Origin of the sequence: Bacteroides sp. MSK.18.37 (assembly GCF_019129155.2) — a bacterium.
GTDB classification, from domain to species: domain Bacteria; phylum Bacteroidota; class Bacteroidia; order Bacteroidales; family Bacteroidaceae; genus Bacteroides; species Bacteroides ovatus.
In genome coordinates this window covers 2,723,846-2,743,102 of the sequence record NZ_JAHOIB020000001.1, presented here as the reverse complement: position 1 = coordinate 2,743,102, position 19,257 = coordinate 2,723,846, and the positions used below count along the sequence as shown (strand labels likewise).

Genomic DNA, 19,257 nt, shown 5'->3' with positions numbered 1-19,257 from the left:
TTTTCTTAGTTAAATACTTGCAAACCCCATATTTCATGTTATACCTTAGCGGCATCAACCGGTCGAAAAAACAACATTTATTCATTTAAAAAACAAGAAAAATATGAAGACATTAGAATATAACTCGAAACGTTTGGCAAAAAGAATACAAGCATTGATGAAAGAATCGTCAAACGTCATCGTTTCACCGAACACTTCAAAGAACGTACCGAAAATGCAAGAAATAGATGAACAGGAAGCATATAAACAAGAAGTACATAAACACCCCGTCCTTCTAACACGACAAGTGATTGACTTTTTGAAAGTACGATATGACTTCCGCTACAACTTACTCACCGAAGAAACCGAATTTCGCCCCTCCGGGCAACGAGAAATTCCTTTCTGCCGCATAGACAAGCGAGAACTGAATACTTTCTGCCTGGAAGCCCACAAAGAAGGAATCAACTGCTGGGACAAGGACCTTCAAAGATACATTTACTCTACCCTAGTGGAAAGCTACCACCCTTTCCGGCTTTATATGAACGAACTACCTGCCTGGGACGGAACGGATCGGTTGAAGCCCTTGGCGAAGCGAGTATCCGACACTCCTATATGGATAAAAAGCTTTCACACCTGGATGCTCGGACTTGCCGCCCAATGGCTGGGAGTGAATCAAACACAAGCAAACAGCGTAGCCCCGATACTTATCAGCGAAGAACAGGGACGCCATAAATCCACTTTCTGCCGTATGCTGATGCCGCCACAACTAGCCCGTTATTATTCGGATAATCTGAAACTAACCGCACAAGGCAATCCCGAACGTCTCCTAGCCGAGATGGGGTTACTAAACATGGATGAATTTGATAAATTCGGAGCACAAAAGATGCCGTTACTTAAAAATCTGATGCAAATGTCCAGCCTCAACATCTGCAAAGCCTATCAGAAAAATTTCCGGTCGCTGCCTCGTATCGCCTCTTTCATCGGAACAAGTAACCGGACTGACTTACTGTGCGATCCGACAGGCAGCCGCAGATTCATCTGCATTGAAGCGGAGCATGATATTGACTGTACCGGAATTGAACATTCACAAATCTACGCCCAACTGAAAGAGGAATTGCTTGCAGGTGCCCGTCACTGGTTCAACAAGGAGGAAGAACATGCTTTGCAACGTCATAATAGCGCATACTATCATGTCAACCCCATAGAAGACATTGTGTGCAACATATACGCGCCTGCCATGTTGGATGAACCGGATTGTCTGTCACTCTCCGCCGCTATCATTCATCAAGAATTGAAAAAGAGGTTTCCGGCTGTACTTCGTAATTGTACTCCTATCCAATTGGCGCAGATTCTGACTGCAACGGGTATCAGTCGACAGCATACGAGATTGGGCAATGTGTATTTGGTGAAGAAAGTGAAGGGCTGTGAAGAGTGAGAATGATACTACCTGTTCACATAAGATATCTGTGAATAAGATGGTTACGCCTCTGTGACGACTGTGAATGACAGCATATATCATAGCAATCAGAAAGTAGTAAACAATCAAGTCCCGAACATATTTTGATTGGTAATGATTTTATTGCAAATAATGTTATTACTAATCGAAGTATTTCTTATTTTTATATTCCTCTTTAAAGCTTGCGCCTTTTGTGCCCTGTTGCATTTTATTTTTTATTTTGTAAGTCGGCAAGGTCTGCGTTTCTGAAAAAAACAATATATTTGCATTCATAAATATCGCAAAAGTAAGTAGTTACGGTGATTTTTATAAATTTTGTTCTCTTTTTTCGCAGGAAAAGTGACAGTATGAACGATAAAATTGACATCATAGTAGCGGGAGTAAACCGGAAGGATAAAAAGATGTGGGGCGATTTCTACGATCGTTTTTATACTGCTTTATGTGTTTATGTTTCCAAGATATTGCCAGTCCCCGATGCGGTGGAAGATTTGGTACAGGAAGTTTTTATTTCTGTATGGGAGGGGAAGCGTACCTTTTCTGATATTAAAGAACTTACCAATTATCTTTATCGTGCCTGCTATAATAATGCCTTATTATATATACGTAATAATCAAATTCATGATACTATTTTAAGTTCTTTGGCGGAAGAAGAAAGTATGGTGGACGAAGATACGATTTATGCACTGACAGTAAAAGAAGAAATTATCCGGCAACTCTATTGCTATATCGAAGAACTTCCTGCCGAACAACGTCGGATTATTTTAATGAGAATTGAGGGACATACATGGGAAGAGATAGCGGAACGTCTGGAGATAAGTATCAATACTGTCAAAACCCAAAAGACTCGCAGCTATAAATTCCTCCGTGAAAGGTTGGGGGATTCCATTCATTCCATAATTCTTTTTTTATTTTTCTAAAAATAAAAAAACATTCTGATACTTCTTTGTCTTTTTATTGATTGATTAAAATTTATTCTATTTGTTAAAATCAAATCTTTTTCTTCTATATAATGACATTATGATATATTTCTACCTCTAAATTCTGATTCATTATTCTTTTATCTCAAAAAAATGTCATCTTTTTGTCACCCGTTTTTATGAGTTGTGTATATCTATAATAAAGATGAATTAAACAATTGTTTAATTAAAAAAACGCAATAAGATGAAGAAGTTCGAAAATGTATATCAAGACGCTGCTTTAATGAGAAAGGTTCTTTTGGGGGAGGCTGATGAAGTGGAACAAAAAGATCTTGAGAAACGGTTGGCAGAATGTCCGGACTTACGAAATGTATACGAGCAGTTACAGAGCGGGGAGACTTTGAAAGTCGCCTTTGGAGAATATCAAAAATATTCGTCAAAGAAAGCTTATCAGTCTTTTCTTCAGAGTATCGGGCAGATGGAATCGAAAGGCCGGAAGAGTCGTTCTCGTCGGGTGGGGTGGTACGCTGCTGCGGCTGTCGTTACTTTAGCCGTTGCTCTTTCTTTCTATATGTCGAATTATATCTCATCGGAAAAAGAAGGGAAAACTTTGATTCAGCCGGGAACGCAGCAGGCACAATTGACTTTGTCCGATGGCAGCGTGATTGATGTGCATAGAAAAGAAGTAAGCGTAGTAGTAGATGGCGTTCAAGTAAAATATAAGAAAGGAGTGCTGTCTTATCAGCCTACCGTCACGACACAACATGAGGAGAAAAACATTGAAGAACAATCTGGCAAATCAAATGAACTGGTAATACCGCGTGGAGGTGAAAATACTGTAATCCTTGCAGATGGAACGACAGTACATTTGAATGCCGGTTCTAAATTGACCTATCCGGTACGTTTTGCCGGTAAACGTCGAATTGTGCGTTTGGAGGGTGAAGCTTATTTTGATGTAGCAGGAGATGAGAATCATCCATTTGTGGTACAAACTCATCTCGGGGAAATAACTGTACTTGGTACTGAATTCAACGTGAATGCTTATGCCGATACCCCTGTTTGTTATACAACCCTAGTACATGGAAAAGTGAAATTCTCTACATTAAATGCGGAAACGGTTACTCTCTCACCGGGTGAACAAGCTGTTGTATTTGCCAATAGTTCAACGAAACGCAAGGTGGATTTGGAAGAATATGTTGGTTGGGTAGATGGTATGTACATCTTTAATGACCGTCCCTTGGGCGATATAATGAAGACATTCGAACGCTGGTACGACATACAGGTTTATTACGAAACCCCTAACCTGCGCGACATTACCTATAGTGGTAACTTGAAACGCTACGGAACAATAAATTCATTCCTGGATGCACTGGAACTGACAGGAGACCTTACTTATAAAATCAGTGGCAGGAATATATTGATATATGACAAAGTGGAAGAACAGGAATGGAAAAGATAGAATATTAGAATAGTTAGAATATTAGGTACACAAAAGTTTAATTATTAATTTATGAGAGAAAAACGATGGCTGCTATGTTTTCTAGTGGCAATGTGCTGTACGTTTAGTGCATGGGCATTACCGTCACAAGACAAGACGGTGACTTTGAAACTGCACAATGTCTCTATAGAGACTGTCCTGGATGCAGTGAAAAAACAGACAGGTGTGAATATGTTATATAATTCACAAATGTTCAAGGGTGTTCCTTCGGTATCACTTGATGTGAAGAACGAGAGATGGGATACAACTCTTAAATTAGTGTTGAATCCTCAAGGGTTTGACTATGTGATGAAAGACGGTATTGTTGTCATTCGAAAACAAAAGCGTGAAAACCGTGTCCGTGGTATGGTGACAGACTCACATGGAGAGCCGATTCCCGGAGCTAGTATTATTGTTAAAGGTACTCGTACAGGTACTTCTACCAATATTGAAGGTGAATTTACTTTGGACGTAAAAAGTGATAAGGTGGTGTTGGAAGTTTCTTTTATAGGTATGAAGAAGCAAACTGTCCAAGTGGATGCTACTCGTCGGAAAACGGTTGAAATTACATTGGTGGATGATGTCAAAACATTGGAAGATGTGGTTGTGACCGGATATAGCAATGTACGTAAATCCAGTTTTACGGGTAGTTCGACTCAGATTTCGGGTGATGACTTGCGTAAGGTGTCACAGACAAATATAATTGGGGCGATCCAGTCATTCGATCCCTCTTTCCGTTTGGTAGATAACGTACAATTTGGTTCTGACCCGAATGCTTTACCAGAAATGTATATTCGTGGACGTTCCGGTTTTGGCGTTAAAGAACTGGATAAAGATCAGCTTTCAAAATCAAATTTGGAGAATAATCCTAATTTACCAACTTTTATCATGGACGGTTTTGAAGTAAGCATTGAGAAGGTATATGACTTGGATCCTACCCGTATTGAGAGTTTGACGGTTTTGAAAGATGCTGCTGCTACTGCTATGTATGGTTCACGTGCTGCTAATGGAGTGGTGGTAATTACTACTGTTGCTCCGAAAGCAGGAGAGGTTCGTGTCTCTTATAACTTTACAGGAACGTTGGAAATGCCCGATTTACGGGATTATAATTTGGCAAATGCATCGGAGAAGCTGGAAATAGAGCGTCTCGCAGGATTATTTGATAAAGGACAAGCTAACATTCCATCGACTGCGGTAGGGATGAACAACTATTATAAGAAATACGCTTTAATTCAAAAAGGAGTAGATACGGATTGGATGTCTATTCCACTTCAAAATTCTTTCAATCATAAGCACAGTATTTACTTAGAGGGAGGAACACCTAATTTGCGTTATGGTGTGGACGGTTCATTTAATATAGCAGATGGTGTGATGAAGGGTACAGAACGTAATCGCTATAGTGCAGGCTTCTCTTTGGATTATCGCATCAAGAATTTGCAAGTAAGAAACTATGTATCTTTCGGGCATACGAAATCGAAAGAATCTCCGTATGGTTCGTTTAGTGATTTTAGCGGACTACAGCCTTATGACTCTCCTTATAAAGATGATGGAACACTCCGGGAGAAACTCACATATTCGAAAATTAGCGGACGTGACAATAATAATCCGCTATATGAAGCAACTTTGGGTAATTATAATTGGAACTCTTATGATGAGGTTATTGATAATTTGAGCTTTAACTGGTACCTGAATGATTACTGGACGGTTAAAGGGCAGTTCAGTGTAACGAAGAAATATTCCAAATCAGAAAAGTTTATTGATCCGCTTTCAAGTAAGACTAGTGTTACAGGTTCAAAAGATAATAATCTTGCCGGTGATTTGTATACGACGAATGGAGAAAGTTTGGATTGGAATTCCAATGCTTTTTTATACTATACACGTAGCTTTAACAAGCAGCACAATTTGAATGTTTCAGCAGGTTGGGAAGCAGCTTCAGGTACCACTGAGAGTACCAATGCTCATTATCGTGGATTTCCGTCGGGTGAGTTTCACTCTCTGAATTATGCGGCGGAAGTATATAAGAAACCTACTCGTACTGAGAATACCACACGAAGGGTTAGCGTATTAGCTTCTGCCAATTATACGTGGAATGATATTTATTTGGTAGACGCTTCTGTACGTTTCGACGGTTCGTCAGAGTTTGGGGCGAATCAGAAGTGGGCTCCTTTCTTCTCTGGAGGTTTGGGTGTTAATATTCATAACTATGATTTCTTCAAAAGTAACGGATATATCAATAAGTTAAAATTACGTGCTTCTTATGGGCGTACCGGTAAAGTTAATTTCCCGGCTTATGCTGCAACGACGATGTATGAAACTTTATTTGATGAATGGTATATAACAGGTTATGGGGCTGTATTGAAAGCTTTAGGTAATAAAGATTTGACTTGGGAAAAGACGGATAAGCTGAGTGTTGGTATCGAAACAAAAACGTTCCATGATCGCCTGACTGTTGATTTCGAGTATTACTATAATAAGACAATTGACTTGGTGAATGATGTCACTCTTTCCCAAACTTCCGGTTTCTCTACTTACAAAGATAATATGGGACAAGTTGCCAACAAAGGCGTAGAATTAAAACTTCGTGCGGATATTTATCGTGACAGAAACTGGAATGTGGCGTTATGGGGAAATATGGCGCACAATAAGAATGAGATTCTGAAGATTTCCGACTCTCAGAAAGCATATAATGAGAGAGTGGCCGCTTATTATAAAAATGAAGCACTTTATCAAGAAACATTAGGGCTGTCTCATGGTGCGGAATATTCGGTACCACTGCCACAGTATGAGGAAGGAGCTTCTCTGACTTCAATTTGGGCTGTACGTTCATTGGGCATTGATCCTACTACGGGTAAAGAGATCTTTTTGAACCGTGATGGCTCTATAGCTGATAAGTGGAATGCTGCGCAGGAGGTTGTAGTTGGAAATACAGAACCTAAATGTAGTGGTGCTTTCGGGTTGAACCTGTCGTATAAGAATTGGACTCTGTTTGCTTCATTTCTTTATGAGTGGGGTGGACAGGAATACAATCAAACATTGGTCAACAATGTGGAAAATGCGGACTTAGTGAACAAGAATGTCGATTTACGCGTATTGACGGACAGATGGAAAAAACCGGGTGACATAGCTCAGTTTAAAGATATTAAAGACCGGGGGATGACTACTTTGCCAACATCACGTTTCGTGCAGGATAAAGCATTGGTTCGATTGAATTCATTGAATGTCAGCTATGATTTTAACCGTGACTGGATAAAAAAACATCTCCGCATGAATCTGCTTCGTCTGGAAGCTTCTACGAGTGACTTGATAAACTGGTCCTCTATTAAACAGGAACGCGGATTGAGCTATCCGAGATCTTGGAAAGTGGAATTCTCATTAAAAGCACAGTTCTAAAAAAAGAAGAAAAAATGAAAAAGATATATACAATAATATTTGTGTCATGTCTAGCAGCTATCTCGTTCAGTTCTTGTAGTGACTGGCTGGACGTGAGACCTGCGGATGAGATAAAGGAAGAATATTTGTTTGAGACAGGAAATGGTTATCGTACAGCTCTGAACGGTATATACCGGAAGTTGGCGACTTTCGATTTGTACGGTAGTAATCTGAGCTGGGGGTTGATAGATGGCTGGGGACAGGTATATGACTTGGACAAAGCCCCCGACAGCGGTGGTGGTAAAGCTATGAAGAAATTATCGAAGTTTTTGTATAAGAACTCTGAACTTACTCCTACAACAGATGCTATGTGGAGCGCAGCGTGGAATATCATAGCCAATTGTAATAACCTTGCACAGCAGGTGGCAGAGGAAGATACAATGCTGTTCTACAAACGTACGCAGGAGAAAAATATGATTTTAGGAGAAGCTATTGCCTTACGGGCGTATATGCATTTTGATTTGTTACGTATATATGCGCCGTCTTTGGCTATGAATCCGGGAGATAGGCTTTTTATTCCTTATGTGGACAAATATCCATCTTATTTATCCGATCGACAAACAGTCGGTTACTGTTTGGAACGCATCATCGCTGATTTAGTAGAAGCGCAAAAGATTTTGAAGGATGTGGATAAGTCATCAGAGTTTACTTCGGGTAATCGTTTTACTAAGTCTCCTTCCGGAGAAGAACGTTTTGTGTGGTACAGAGGATTCCATCTTAATTATCATGCCGTAACTGCGGAGTTGGCTCGTGTTTACTTATATGCAGGACAATCGGAAAAGGCCTATGAAACAGCGAAGTTACTAATAGATATTAATGCTGATAAAGGTTATTATAAGGCAGTAACAAGTAGTTATAGTGGACCTATGAATATAGAGAATGGGAATATAAAGATGTATGAAGACATTATATTTGCATTATATTCTACAGATCAGACTGATTGGGATTTGGAGATTAATCATGCAAGTGATAATGCTACCAAACCGGATGATGAAAAGTATCTGGCTTTGAGTGATGCTGTGATAACGAAATTCTTCGGTACCGAAAGCGATAAAGACTGGCGTCTTAAGTATCAGTTAGGACCGAATACTTCTTCTTTTTATCGTTCATTGAAGTATAAAAAACAAGATGAAGGTTCTGGTTTTGGTAAAGTGAATAGTACAATGGTGCCTATGATTCGTATGTCTGAAGTATATTATATAGCTGCAGAGGCTATTTATGATACAGATAAGGAATTGGCCAAGACATATCTTAAAACTGTGAAACAAGGGAGAGGTATTAGTTCTCCTGACCTTAGCAAATCGGGTACGAAGCAAGACTTTATTAATCTGATTGTTGATGACGCCCGTCGCGAGTTTATTGGCGAAGGACAGACTTTCTTTTTATACAAGCGTTTGAAACGGAACTTGGAAGGGTCGGATGAAAAGCAGTCCGTAGAATATCCGGCGATTGAAGATAATTTGGTGATGCCATTGCCTGATTCGGAAAGCAATATTTAAATTTTGAAAGATTGAAGATATATGAAAAGAATAAGTTTTTATATAGTCATTGTATTGTTGGGAGTCTCCTTCTTTACTTCTTGTGAGGAGCAAGGATTACTGACCCATACAAATGATGTGTCATATATTGCATTTGAGAAAAATATGACAACAGATACAACAGGTGTATCTTTTAAGTTTTACAATGAAGGTGAAAATGCTAAGATATTATTAGGAGTTACCATTTCTGGAAAAGTACAGGATAAGGATTTGGAGTTTACGGTCAGTGTAGATCCGGAACGAACGACTTTGCCTGCTACCCAATATGAATTGCCAGAGAAGTGCGTAATTAAAGCAGGAGAACTAACCGGAGAAATATTGGTGGTTCTGAAGTATTACGAAAAATTGGATACGAAAGCTGAACTGCTGACGTTGCAAGTGAATGACGGTGGTGAGGTTCGTCAAGGTCCGAGTGTCTATTCACGTGCTATTATTTCCGTATCTAATTTGTTGTTTGCACCTGAGTGGTGGACTAGAAACGACGGTGATGTGAATAATCCCTACAACATTGTTGAAGAATGGTATTTGGGGAGGTATTCGGAAAAGAAATATTTAATGTTTTTGGAAGAATTGAAAAAAGACGGGGTGGTATTTGACGGAAAAGATATGTTTATATTGCGTAAATATGCACTGCGTCTGAAAAATAGAATTAAAGATTATAATACTCAACATCCGGATGAACCCATGAGTGATGAGTATGGTAAAATGGAAATTCCTGTTGCCGGATAATTAAAAAACGGAAGAAGTATGAAAAAGATAACAGTTTATATTTTATTACTACTTTTATTGAGTAGCATTTGCAGTTGCCTGGATGATAAAAACAATTATGATTATACACCGATTAATGAACTGAAAGGCACTATTAGTAATATTGAAAAAAACTATAGTGTTGGGATAGATGAAGACTTAGTTATAACACCTACGTTTGAGTTTACAATTGATAAAACAGATCCGGATGTGAGTTACGAATGGAGACTAGACGGAGAATTGTTGAATGTAAAAGCACCTTCGTATACTTTCAATTCTCATAAGATCGGATTGTTTGAACTCACATTTTCCGTCATCGACAATAAAACAGGGGTTAAGTACTCTGCTTCAACAGACATTTTGGTTCGTTCTCCTTATCAGAGAGGATGGGTGGTTTTGTCTGACGTAGATGGAAAGTCAACACTTTCATTTATCAAGATTAAGACCTTGTATGGTGTGTCAGAAACTGTGAATATCTGGGGTGAGAAAGTGGTACGTGATTCTATCGCATATCATTCTGTCGAAAAGTATTTAGTCAAAGATTTAGGAACCAACCCCAAAGGTGTTTTTGAACATTTGGGTTATCCTAGTACTTTCGGACAGGTAGAGACTGTATATGATGAACTGGTAGTGATGCAAGATCGTTGGGTGGAGCTGAACGGTAATACTTTGGAGCGTGAAGTATATACAGAGGATGAGTTCTATGGGGATTTGCCGGTGGGGGGCTTCAAACCTGTAGAAGCTGCCATGTCTTACTCTGCAAAATTTATTCGTGATGAAAATGGATATATTTATATGCACACGAAGCCGGTTGCAAATGATTTTCATGCTGGAGCCTATATGTCTATTCCACTGTGGAATTATACTAGATTCAGTGCTTTATATCCTGTACAGAAGTTTAAGGACAGAAATATGGATGCGGTTCTGGCTCTCCGTGAAGAGGATAACTCATTGGTAATTATTCGAAATGGAGGTGGGGTGAAGAATAGTTCCAATGATCCGACATTTTATGATAATACGGTGAAGGATACCGGAGAAATAGTTGAATTTGAAGGAGAGGATGCTAAGAACTTTCAGAATATGCGTGATGAAAGTATTGTAACAATGAAAACTGCGTCAGTTAATGTGAATGGCGACATGATGCAAGCATGGGTTGCCTTGATGAAGGGTAACGATATGTCTTATCAATTGCGCTATTTCAGAATGAAGAATAAAAAATGGGATATATATGATTATTATGAAAATGACTTGACGTCATTGAAAAATAAAGAGTATACAGATATGGCTGTATTTGAACAAAAGCAGTATGTTGTTATTGCAATGGGGAATGAATTGTGGTATTGCCAATATGTGAAAGGTATGGCATCTGCTCCAAAATTGATTCATACATTTGACAAGAAGGTGATTGCTCTTTCATCTAATGATATATATTTGTATCCAAAATATGGAGTTTACAACGGTCAGTTAGGGGTTGCCTTGGAAGACGGAAGTTTCTTTATATATGGGGTGGAAGAGAAGGACAAGCAAGAATCAGAATTGGTTAATGATGTAAAAATAAAACAATTATACCCGAATGAGGAAAGTGAGAAGGAGGGAGATAATAATTTTGGAAAAATAGTGGATGTACTATATAAAATAGGAAATGCTAACCAGATTGTTCAGTATGACCTTTAAAATAACTTGATCTATATAGATTATGCGGGGAATCGCATTGAGTCTTGAATACTTTATGTGATTCTCCTTTGTTTATTTGAATATGAGAAAAAGAATATTATTTATAGTTTTATTTGCTTGGTCAGGCATTCTGCATGCTTTTTCCCAACAGCAGGCCAACTATGAATTGGCAAATGAATTTCAGGCTTTCGGTTTAGGGGGTAATTTTACTGCTAATAGTCTAAATCTCTGGCCGAATGAAATTAATGGAACAGATAAGTTTTGGTTTGAATTTCATACGACTGTCGGGAAGGATTACTATTTTGTAGATCCTGAACGTCGGTTAAAAGAACCATTGTTTGATAAAGGGAAACTGGCATCGGGAATTGCACAGATTACTAGGGGTGTAGTGGACAGGAATAAACTGGAGTTGAGTGATATCAAATTTTCTGAAAACCTGGCTTCTTTTTCTTTTTCTTATAAAGGTAGGAACTATGAATATAATCGCCTGACACACCAGATTGTAGAGAAAAAGAAAGAAAAGAGTCGGTCATTATTTGATCGTTACTCATGGATGAAATATTCGCCAGACAGAAAATATCTTGTGTATGTGAAGAAACACAATCTGTATGTGAAAGGTAATGGGGAGATGGGAATGGATACGACGGAAGTGCAGTTGACCACTGATGGAGTTCGGTATTATTCTTATGCGCATGATGGAGGAACGGACGAAGAAGGAGAAGTCATGTCTGATATCTGTTGGTGCCCCGATTCAAGGCATCTTTATTTAGTACGCGAAGATGAACGTCTGCTTAGAGATTTTTGGGTGATAAATTCGTTGGATGACAGGCCTTCCCTGACTACTTATCGTTATGAATTCCCTGGTGATAAGAATGTAACCCAAAATGAACTGGTTATAGTTGACGTGATTGGGCGTACCGTAAAAAAAACAGACATAAGTAAGTGGCCGGATCAATACATAAATCCTTTGTGTGTGACAAAGGATAGTAAATACCTCTTTTTTGAACGTACGAAACGTACATGGGACGAAGTGGATTTGTGTTCTGTCAACCTCTCTACAATGGAGGTGAAAGAAATAATTCATGAAGTTGACAAACCGTATCGTGATCCGCATGCTCGTAGTGTCGCTATTTTGAATGATGGTAAAGATATTCTTTTTCGTTCGGAGCGTACGGGATGGGGGCATTACTATCATTATGATGGTAATGGAAAGTTGAAGAATGTGATGACTTCCGGTGAGTGGGTGGCAGGTCAGATAGCTTCTATTGATACTTTGGGGCGAACAGTATATCTATATGGATATGGCAGGGAAAAAGATATTGACCCATCTTATTACATGCTCTATAAAGTGCATATTGATAGGGAAGGAGTAACTCCATTAAGTACGGAAGACGGTCAGCATCAGGTTAAATTCCTGAAGTCTAATAGATACTATATTGACACTTATTCAAGAGTGGATATGGAACCTAAAATCATGTTGAAAGATAACAAGGGACAAGGGATTCTTGAATTGGCAAAGCCGGATATTGAATTAGCCTACAAAGCCGGATGGAAAAAACCGGAACGTTTTGTTGTGAAGGCTGCTGATAATATAACCGATTTACATGGAGTAATGTGGAAACCGGCAGACTTTGATTCTACTAAGGTATATCCGATTATTTCTGTGGTATATCCGGGGCCTTACTTTGGTCAAGTTCCTACTTCATTTACCTTAGAAGACAGATGTTGTACCCGTTTGGCGCAGTTAGGTTTTATCGTAATTGCTGTGTCTCACAGAGGAGATACTCCTATGCGTGGAAAGGCATACCATCGGTTTGGTTATGGTAATATGCGTGATTATCCATTAGCTGATGACAAATATGCTATTGAGCAGTTAGCTCGGAGGTATTCATTTATTAATGGTAAAAAAGTCGGTATCTACGGTCATTCCGGTGGAGGATTTATGGCTGCTGCAGCCATCTGTACTTATCCGGACTTTTATAAAGCTGCTGTCTCCTGTTCCGGAAATCATGATAACAATATCTATAATCGTGGGTGGGGAGAATGCTATAACGGTGTGAAGGAAGTGGAAAAAGTAGTAAAAGATAGTTTGGGTAATGAGACAAAAGAGTATGGATACAAGTTCAATGTGAAGCCGAATACGGAGATTGCCAAGAATTTGAAAGGACATTTAATGCTCGTCACCGGTGATATGGACAAGAACGTGAACCCTGCTCATACTTATCGCATGGCGCAGGCATTGATTGAAGCCGGCAAGGATTTTGATATGCTGGTGATTCCGGGTGCCGGCCATGGATATGGTTCTGCTGATAAGTATTTTGAGAAGAAGATGTACCGTTTCTTTGCCAAGCATTTGCTGGGTGATACTCGTGCAGACTATTGGGGAGATATTAACCGTAACAAATAAGACAATAGATAAGATTTTATGAAAAACTCTCTCTTTAGATATGTGTGCCTGGTGGTTGCATTGTTGATATGTAGCTTTGCCGATGCACAGCAGAAAGCGAATTATAAGTTAGCGGAAAAGTTCCGTCTGTTAGAACAGAATCCTATAATAAAGTATTCAACAGAAGTCAAGCCAACGTTTATTAATGGTACGGACTGTTTTTATTATTCGTTTACTACACGTGAAGGAAAGAAGTATTATTATGTAAATCCGAAGAAAAAGGAAAAACGTCTTCTGTTTGATACGGCTGAATTATTGAGTAAAATTGCAGTATATACCAAGAAAGCCTATTCTTCGGCAGATCCATATTTGTCTTTCACTTTCATGAAGGATAACGAAACGATTCGTATTGATTTTGACCGTGGACTTTATACGTACAATATTCATACGAAAGCACTGAAGCAGCTTAATGAGAAACCATCTTATGGAAATAGTGATCCGTATTGGATGAAGTATTCTCCAGATAGTCTTTATTTTCTTTATGCCAGCAAGGATAATTTGTATTTTGTTGGGAATCAAAAGAAAGGGCAAGATACCATTCCTGTACAACTGACAACGGACGGTGAGCCGAATTATACATTTAACCGTGAAGATGAGGGTAAGCTGGAAGGACGCTTCGGAGCCGAATCTACTCATTGGATTCCAGGTAGCCATCGTTTTTATGCTGTTCGTGAGGATAACAGGAAAGTGCGTGATTTATGGTTAATCAATTCGTTGTCTACTCCATATCCGACACTGAAAACTTATAAAGCCGAACTGGCAGGCGATAAACATGTCACCCAATATGAATTGTTGATTGGAGATGTCGATACCCGTGAAGTGAAGAAAATCGATATTAATCGCTGGCCTGATCAGTATATTGACATATTGTATATTTCAAAGGACGGGAAGCGTTTGTATTTCCAACGTTATAACCGTCCATGGAACCAGTCGGATATTTGCGAGGTAGACGTAGAAACCGGAAAAGTGCGCGTAGTGATTCATGAAGAAAACAAACCATATCTCGATTATCAGATGCGTAATGTTTCTTTCCTGAATGACGGGAAAGAAATCCTTTTCCGTTCCGAACGTAATGGTTGGGGACACTATTACCTGTATGACACAGCAACGGGAAACTTAAAGAACCAACTGACCGATGGAATATGGGTAGCTGGTCCGGTTACCAAGATTGATACTATCGGGCGTAAGATGTATTTCTATGGTTATGGTCGTGAGAAAGGCATTGACCCTTATTATTACATTCTTTATGAAGCTCAACTGGATCGTCCGAATGCTGTTCGTCTGTTAACTCCGGAGAATGCGTCACATGATGTCAGTATCTCTCCGTCTTACCGATATATGGTAGATTCTTATTCTACTGTTTCGCAGGAACCGGTGAATGTGGTTCGTAACCGGAATGGAAAGGTGATTATGACGTTGGAAAAGCCCGATTTGCAGCCTGTCTATGAGATGGGATGGAAAGCACCGGAACGCTTTAAGGTAAAAGCTGCCGATGGAGTGACCGATTTGTATGGCGTGATGTGGAAGCCTGCCGACTTTGACTCGACAAAGGTTTATCCTATCATTTCGAATGTTTATCCGGGATCGTTCTTCGAATATGTGCCGACACGTTTCACGATTAATGATGTTTATAATACTCGTTTGGCTCAACTGGGGTTCATTGTAATCACTGTGGGGCACAGAGGTGGCACTCCGATGCGCGGAAAGGCTTATCATACCTATGGATACAACAATATGCGTGATTATCCGTTGGCGGATGATAAATATGCTATTGAGCAACTGGCTGCCCGTTATCCGTTTATTGATGCCACCAAAGTCGGTATTTACGGCCATTCCGGTGGAGGGTTTATGTCGGCGGCTGCCATTTGTACTTATCCTGATTTCTATTCGGCTGCTGTTTCATCGGCAGGTAATCATGACAATCGTATTTATAATAAAGGCTTTGTTGAGATTCATTTCGGTGTAGATGAGAAGGTGAAAACGACTAAAGATAGTTTGGGAGTAGAAAGTACGATGTATGATTATAGTGTCCGTGTACGTCCGAATCAAGAGTTGGTAAAGAATTACAAGCACGGCTTGTTGCTGTTTACCGGTGCGATGGATAAAACTGTGAATCCTGCTAACACATTGCGTCTGGTGGATGCATTGATTAAGGCTGATAAGGATTTCGAAATGTTTGTATTGCCGAAATGTACACATGGATTCTTCGGTGAGTCTGAGGATTTCTTCGAGCATAAGATGTGGCGTCACTTTGCCCGCTTGTTATTGCATGACAACTCGGCTGATTCTGATGTCGATTTGAATAAGGATATGATTAAAGATGACAGGAGAAGATAAGATGAACCGGATATTTGTATATATAGGGATTATAGCAGGATTGTTGCTGGGGGGAAGCTTGTCTGTTGAGGCTCAAAAGAAACCGTTGGATATAGAAGCATGTACATCTTGGAAACGTATTGATGCACCGGATATTTCACCGACAGGCAGATGGGTGACTTACCGTATATCGTTGATGGAATATAATCCGGCTAGCAAGGAAGAAAAAAAACTGCATTTATTCGATTCCCGTACGCGGAAGGAAATATTGCTGAATGGCGATATAGAGCGTCTGGAGTTTTATAATAACGACCAGGGAGCTTTTTATCGGTTGGCAGACTCGGCAGGAGTAATGAAAACATTTTTGTTGTCATTGCCTTCGGGAGTAAAGACCGAATGGAAACATAAAGAGGCTTTTCGTCCTGTGGAAGGGACCCCTTACTCAATCTCTGTAACTAATGTGTCGAAAGATACGGTAAATCATGTTCCGGCTTTTAACAGGCTGGTGGTACGTCATCTGAAGACAGAAGTTGCTTTTCATATTGACAGTATCGGCTATCATACATTATATGACGGAGGACGTTCTATTCTTTTCATTCGTAAAAAGTCAGACAGGAACGAGCTATGCTATGGCCCTTTAGCTGGTCCATATAAGACTCTTTATCAGAGTTCTGTAAAGAGTGAACCCTCTTCTTATAGTTTTAATGAAAAAGAGATGATCGGGGAGTTTAGCGTAAATGATTCTTTGTGGTATGCTTTTTCATTAAAGAAGCCGGGTTGTAACTTGCTTTTTGACCGGAAAGAAATTGTTTTGCCTGATGGTATGTCTGTCGGACGTATTGACTTGTCTAAAAGCCATAATTTTTTGATACTTGAACTTCGGGACTCACAGCAGATTTCCCGTAGAAGGGAAGAATCGGAGAAGAAACCGGACAAGAGTTTTGAATTAGAGTTGTGGACGTGGAACGAAATGGAAGTTCCGACTTTACAAAGGGGCGGACGTTATAGGCAGGATAAGTCGGTGACGTATATTTATGATATTTTTTCTAAGAAGCTCACAGAAGTTGCTCCATTTACCGTAGATTTACTCTTACCATCGGGAGCAGAGAATTTGAACTATGTGCTTTACACAGATGAATCTCCTTATAAGATGCAGCGTGAGTGGTTGGATCGGTTGCCGTTCGATATATATTCAGTGAATGTGCATACAGGTGCAAAACGGTTGATCGGACGTAGTTATCGTACAGCTCCCAAATGGTCGGTAAATGGCAAGTGGGCAGTAATGTATGATCCGATTGCTCAAGTCTGGAATAAGTTTGATGGTGCTACCGGTAAGGTTGTTAATATATCTGATGCTATCGGTTATCCAATGTTCATGGAAAGTTATGATAAACCGGCTCCTGCTCCCGCTTATGGAATAGCAGGGTGGACGGCTGACGGGAATAATGTGTTTCTGTACGATGCATATGACTGGTGGAAGATTGATTTGACAGGAGAACGTCAGCCGGAGTGCCTGACTAAAGGATATGGTCGCAAGCATGGCAAATCTATTCGTAAAATGACGAGTAATATAGATAAGGATGTTTTTCAGAAAGACGAAAAAGTCATAGTTAGCCTTTGGGATAAAGACACGATGGATGAGGGTGTCTATCAGCTTGATATGAAAGGCCGTCTGAGAAAATTGATGGAGGGGAATTATGTATATACTATACATCGTTTTTCTGACAATCATGAGTATTGCGTTTGGAATCGTCAGAATGTATCGGAATTTAGGGATTTGTGGTGGAGTAAGTCCGATTTCTCCAATCCCGTTAAAGTGACGAATGCGAATCCTCAACAAGCAGATTATAAATGGGGTACAGTTAAACTGATAAAGTGGACTAATTATGAGAATAAGGAAAATAAGGGGTTGCTTTATCTTCCGGAAGATTATGATCCTCAAAAAGAATATCCGGCGTTGGTGCAGTTTTATGAAACTCATTCCGGTGAGTTGAATATTTATCATGCACCTTTGTTGAGTAGTGCGTTAGGGGATCCTATGTATTTTGCCAGCAATGGTTATATTGTGTTTATGCCGGATGTGCATTTCACGGTTGGGACTCCCGGTCAGAGTTGTTATGATGCTGTTGTGAGTGGAACGAAGTATCTGATAGAGCAGGGGATAGCACATCCCGGGAAAATAGGCTTACAGGGACATAGCTGGTCTGGCTATCAAACATCATATTTGGTGACAAAGACAGATCTTTTCACTTGTGCCAATATAGCGGCTCCAATTACGGATATGGTGACCGGATATTTGGGAATTCGTAATGGAAGCGGTCTGCCACGATATTTTATGTACGAGGAAACACAAAGTCGTATGGGAAAGACTTTATGGGAGGCAAAAGATAAGTATCTGGCAAGTTCAGCAATTTTGGAGGCTGATAAGATACATACACCTTTGTTGATATTACATAATGATGAGGATGAGGCTGTTGCATATGAACAAGGACGTGCTCTTTATTTGGCTATGCGTCGCTTACAACGTCCTGCATGGTTGTTGAATTACAAAGGTGAAGGACATTTCGTACTGGGAAGAGGTGCACAGAAAGACTGGACAATCCGGATGATGCAGTTCTTTGACTATTACCTGAAAGGAACAAAAGAACCACGTTGGATGAAGGAAGGTATTCATCTGCGAGAGCGTGGAATTGATCAGAAATACGATTTACTAAAAAAATAAATATTGATTTAAGATGAAAAAATTATTGATTACGGCTATGGCTCTGTCTTGTTTCGCTTTAAGCTACGGACAGAAGAAAGTAGAAAAACAGATTATCGGAAAATGGTGCAATCCTTATACATACAAGTCTACGGGTGAGTTGAAAGGATTTGAGTTCAAGAAAGGTGGTAAGTGTTCTGCTATCAATATTCCGTCTTTAGATTTGAAAACGTGGAAAGTGGATAATGGTTATCTGATTGTGGAAGGATTCAGCAAGGAAGATGATGGAAAGGTTGAGGTGTACAAAACTCGTGAGCGTATCGGCTACCTGACATCGGATTCATTGCAGTTGATAGTGAACGAAGGAACTCCTCGTTTGGCTTTCCTGTACCTAAATACAAAATCAATTAAGGAACTGGTTACTCCTGAAGTGAAGTAACTCCAAACTATTAATAAATTGACTAAATCTCTCTCTTAATAATTTAGTGTTAATTAGCATAAGCTAATGGAGTGCCTCGGCGTAGTGATTACGCCGGGGTTTCTTTTTTATGAAAGGCGAATTGAAAAGCAGTGTACG

Annotated in this window: 11 protein-coding genes; all 11 read left to right on the top strand. The window is 39.6% G+C overall.

The window, feature by feature from the left end:
* The first annotated feature begins 103 nt into the window (after nt 1-103).
* The 11 genes from KSX81_RS11265 to KSX81_RS11215 all read left to right on the top strand — a co-directional run bounded on the left by KSX81_RS11265 (nt 104) and on the right by KSX81_RS11215 (nt 19,119).
* Nucleotides 104-1,414 (top strand): VapE domain-containing protein, encoded by a 1,311-nt coding sequence (locus KSX81_RS11265; RefSeq protein ID WP_004298019.1) that lies wholly within the window; start codon nt 104-106, stop codon nt 1,412-1,414.
* Between the two features lie 368 nt (nt 1,415-1,782).
* Complete coding sequence (locus KSX81_RS11260) at nt 1,783-2,352, top strand: RNA polymerase sigma-70 factor (RefSeq protein ID WP_004298021.1); 570 nt, start codon at nt 1,783-1,785, stop codon at nt 2,350-2,352.
* A gap of 244 nt (nt 2,353-2,596) precedes the next feature.
* Entirely contained in the window at nt 2,597-3,811 is a 1,215-nt protein-coding gene (locus KSX81_RS11255) for a FecR family protein (RefSeq protein ID WP_004298022.1), read from the top strand.
* Between the two features lie 51 nt (nt 3,812-3,862).
* Nucleotides 3,863-7,219 carry a SusC/RagA family TonB-linked outer membrane protein gene (locus tag KSX81_RS11250; RefSeq protein ID WP_004298023.1) on the top strand — a complete coding sequence of 1,119 codons (3,357 nt, stop codon included), beginning with the start codon at nt 3,863-3,865 and terminating at the stop codon, nt 7,217-7,219.
* Between the two features lie 14 nt (nt 7,220-7,233).
* Nucleotides 7,234-8,757 carry a RagB/SusD family nutrient uptake outer membrane protein gene (locus tag KSX81_RS11245; RefSeq protein ID WP_004302963.1) on the top strand — a complete coding sequence of 508 codons (1,524 nt, stop codon included), beginning with the start codon at nt 7,234-7,236 and terminating at the stop codon, nt 8,755-8,757.
* 21 nt (nt 8,758-8,778) lie between these two features.
* A complete protein-coding gene (locus KSX81_RS11240; RefSeq protein WP_004298027.1) occupies nt 8,779-9,525 on the top strand; it encodes a DUF4843 domain-containing protein in 747 nt (248 codons plus the stop codon).
* Between the two features lie 18 nt (nt 9,526-9,543).
* Nucleotides 9,544-11,217, top strand: coding sequence for a PKD-like family lipoprotein (locus KSX81_RS11235; protein WP_004298029.1), 1,674 nt, complete (start codon nt 9,544-9,546; stop codon nt 11,215-11,217).
* An 82-nt stretch (nt 11,218-11,299) separates the two neighbouring features.
* Complete coding sequence (locus KSX81_RS11230) at nt 11,300-13,624, top strand: S9 family peptidase (RefSeq protein ID WP_004298030.1); 2,325 nt, start codon at nt 11,300-11,302, stop codon at nt 13,622-13,624.
* An 18-nt stretch (nt 13,625-13,642) separates the two neighbouring features.
* Nucleotides 13,643-16,000 (top strand): S9 family peptidase, encoded by a 2,358-nt coding sequence (locus tag KSX81_RS11225; RefSeq protein ID WP_004298031.1) that lies wholly within the window; start codon nt 13,643-13,645, stop codon nt 15,998-16,000.
* Nucleotides 15,984-18,701, top strand: a complete 2,718-nt coding sequence (locus tag KSX81_RS11220; protein ID WP_004298032.1) for a prolyl oligopeptidase family serine peptidase — start codon at nt 15,984-15,986, stop codon at nt 18,699-18,701. Before KSX81_RS11225 ends, KSX81_RS11220 begins: the two co-directional genes overlap by 17 nt.
* Nucleotides 18,702-18,714: 13 nt before the next feature.
* Nucleotides 18,715-19,119, top strand: coding sequence for a lipocalin family protein (locus tag KSX81_RS11215; protein WP_004298034.1), 405 nt, complete (start codon nt 18,715-18,717; stop codon nt 19,117-19,119).
* Nucleotides 19,120-19,257: the final 138 nt, after the last annotated feature.

Coding starts and splice junctions, on each gene's coding strand:
- KSX81_RS11265 (WP_004298019.1), top strand. CDS start 104: ATGAAGACATTAGAATATAACTCGAAACGTTTGGCAAAAAGAATACAA.
- KSX81_RS11235 (WP_004298029.1), top strand. CDS start 9,544: ATGAAAAAGATAACAGTTTATATTTTATTACTACTTTTATTGAGTAGC.
- KSX81_RS11240 (WP_004298027.1), top strand. CDS start 8,779: ATGAAAAGAATAAGTTTTTATATAGTCATTGTATTGTTGGGAGTCTCC.
- KSX81_RS11215 (WP_004298034.1), top strand. CDS start 18,715: ATGAAAAAATTATTGATTACGGCTATGGCTCTGTCTTGTTTCGCTTTA.
- KSX81_RS11225 (WP_004298031.1), top strand. CDS start 13,643: ATGAAAAACTCTCTCTTTAGATATGTGTGCCTGGTGGTTGCATTGTTG.
- KSX81_RS11250 (WP_004298023.1), top strand. CDS start 3,863: ATGAGAGAAAAACGATGGCTGCTATGTTTTCTAGTGGCAATGTGCTGT.
- KSX81_RS11260 (WP_004298021.1), top strand. CDS start 1,783: ATGAACGATAAAATTGACATCATAGTAGCGGGAGTAAACCGGAAGGAT.
- KSX81_RS11230 (WP_004298030.1), top strand. CDS start 11,300: ATGAGAAAAAGAATATTATTTATAGTTTTATTTGCTTGGTCAGGCATT.
- KSX81_RS11245 (WP_004302963.1), top strand. CDS start 7,234: ATGAAAAAGATATATACAATAATATTTGTGTCATGTCTAGCAGCTATC.
- KSX81_RS11220 (WP_004298032.1), top strand. CDS start 15,984: ATGACAGGAGAAGATAAGATGAACCGGATATTTGTATATATAGGGATT.
- KSX81_RS11255 (WP_004298022.1), top strand. CDS start 2,597: ATGAAGAAGTTCGAAAATGTATATCAAGACGCTGCTTTAATGAGAAAG.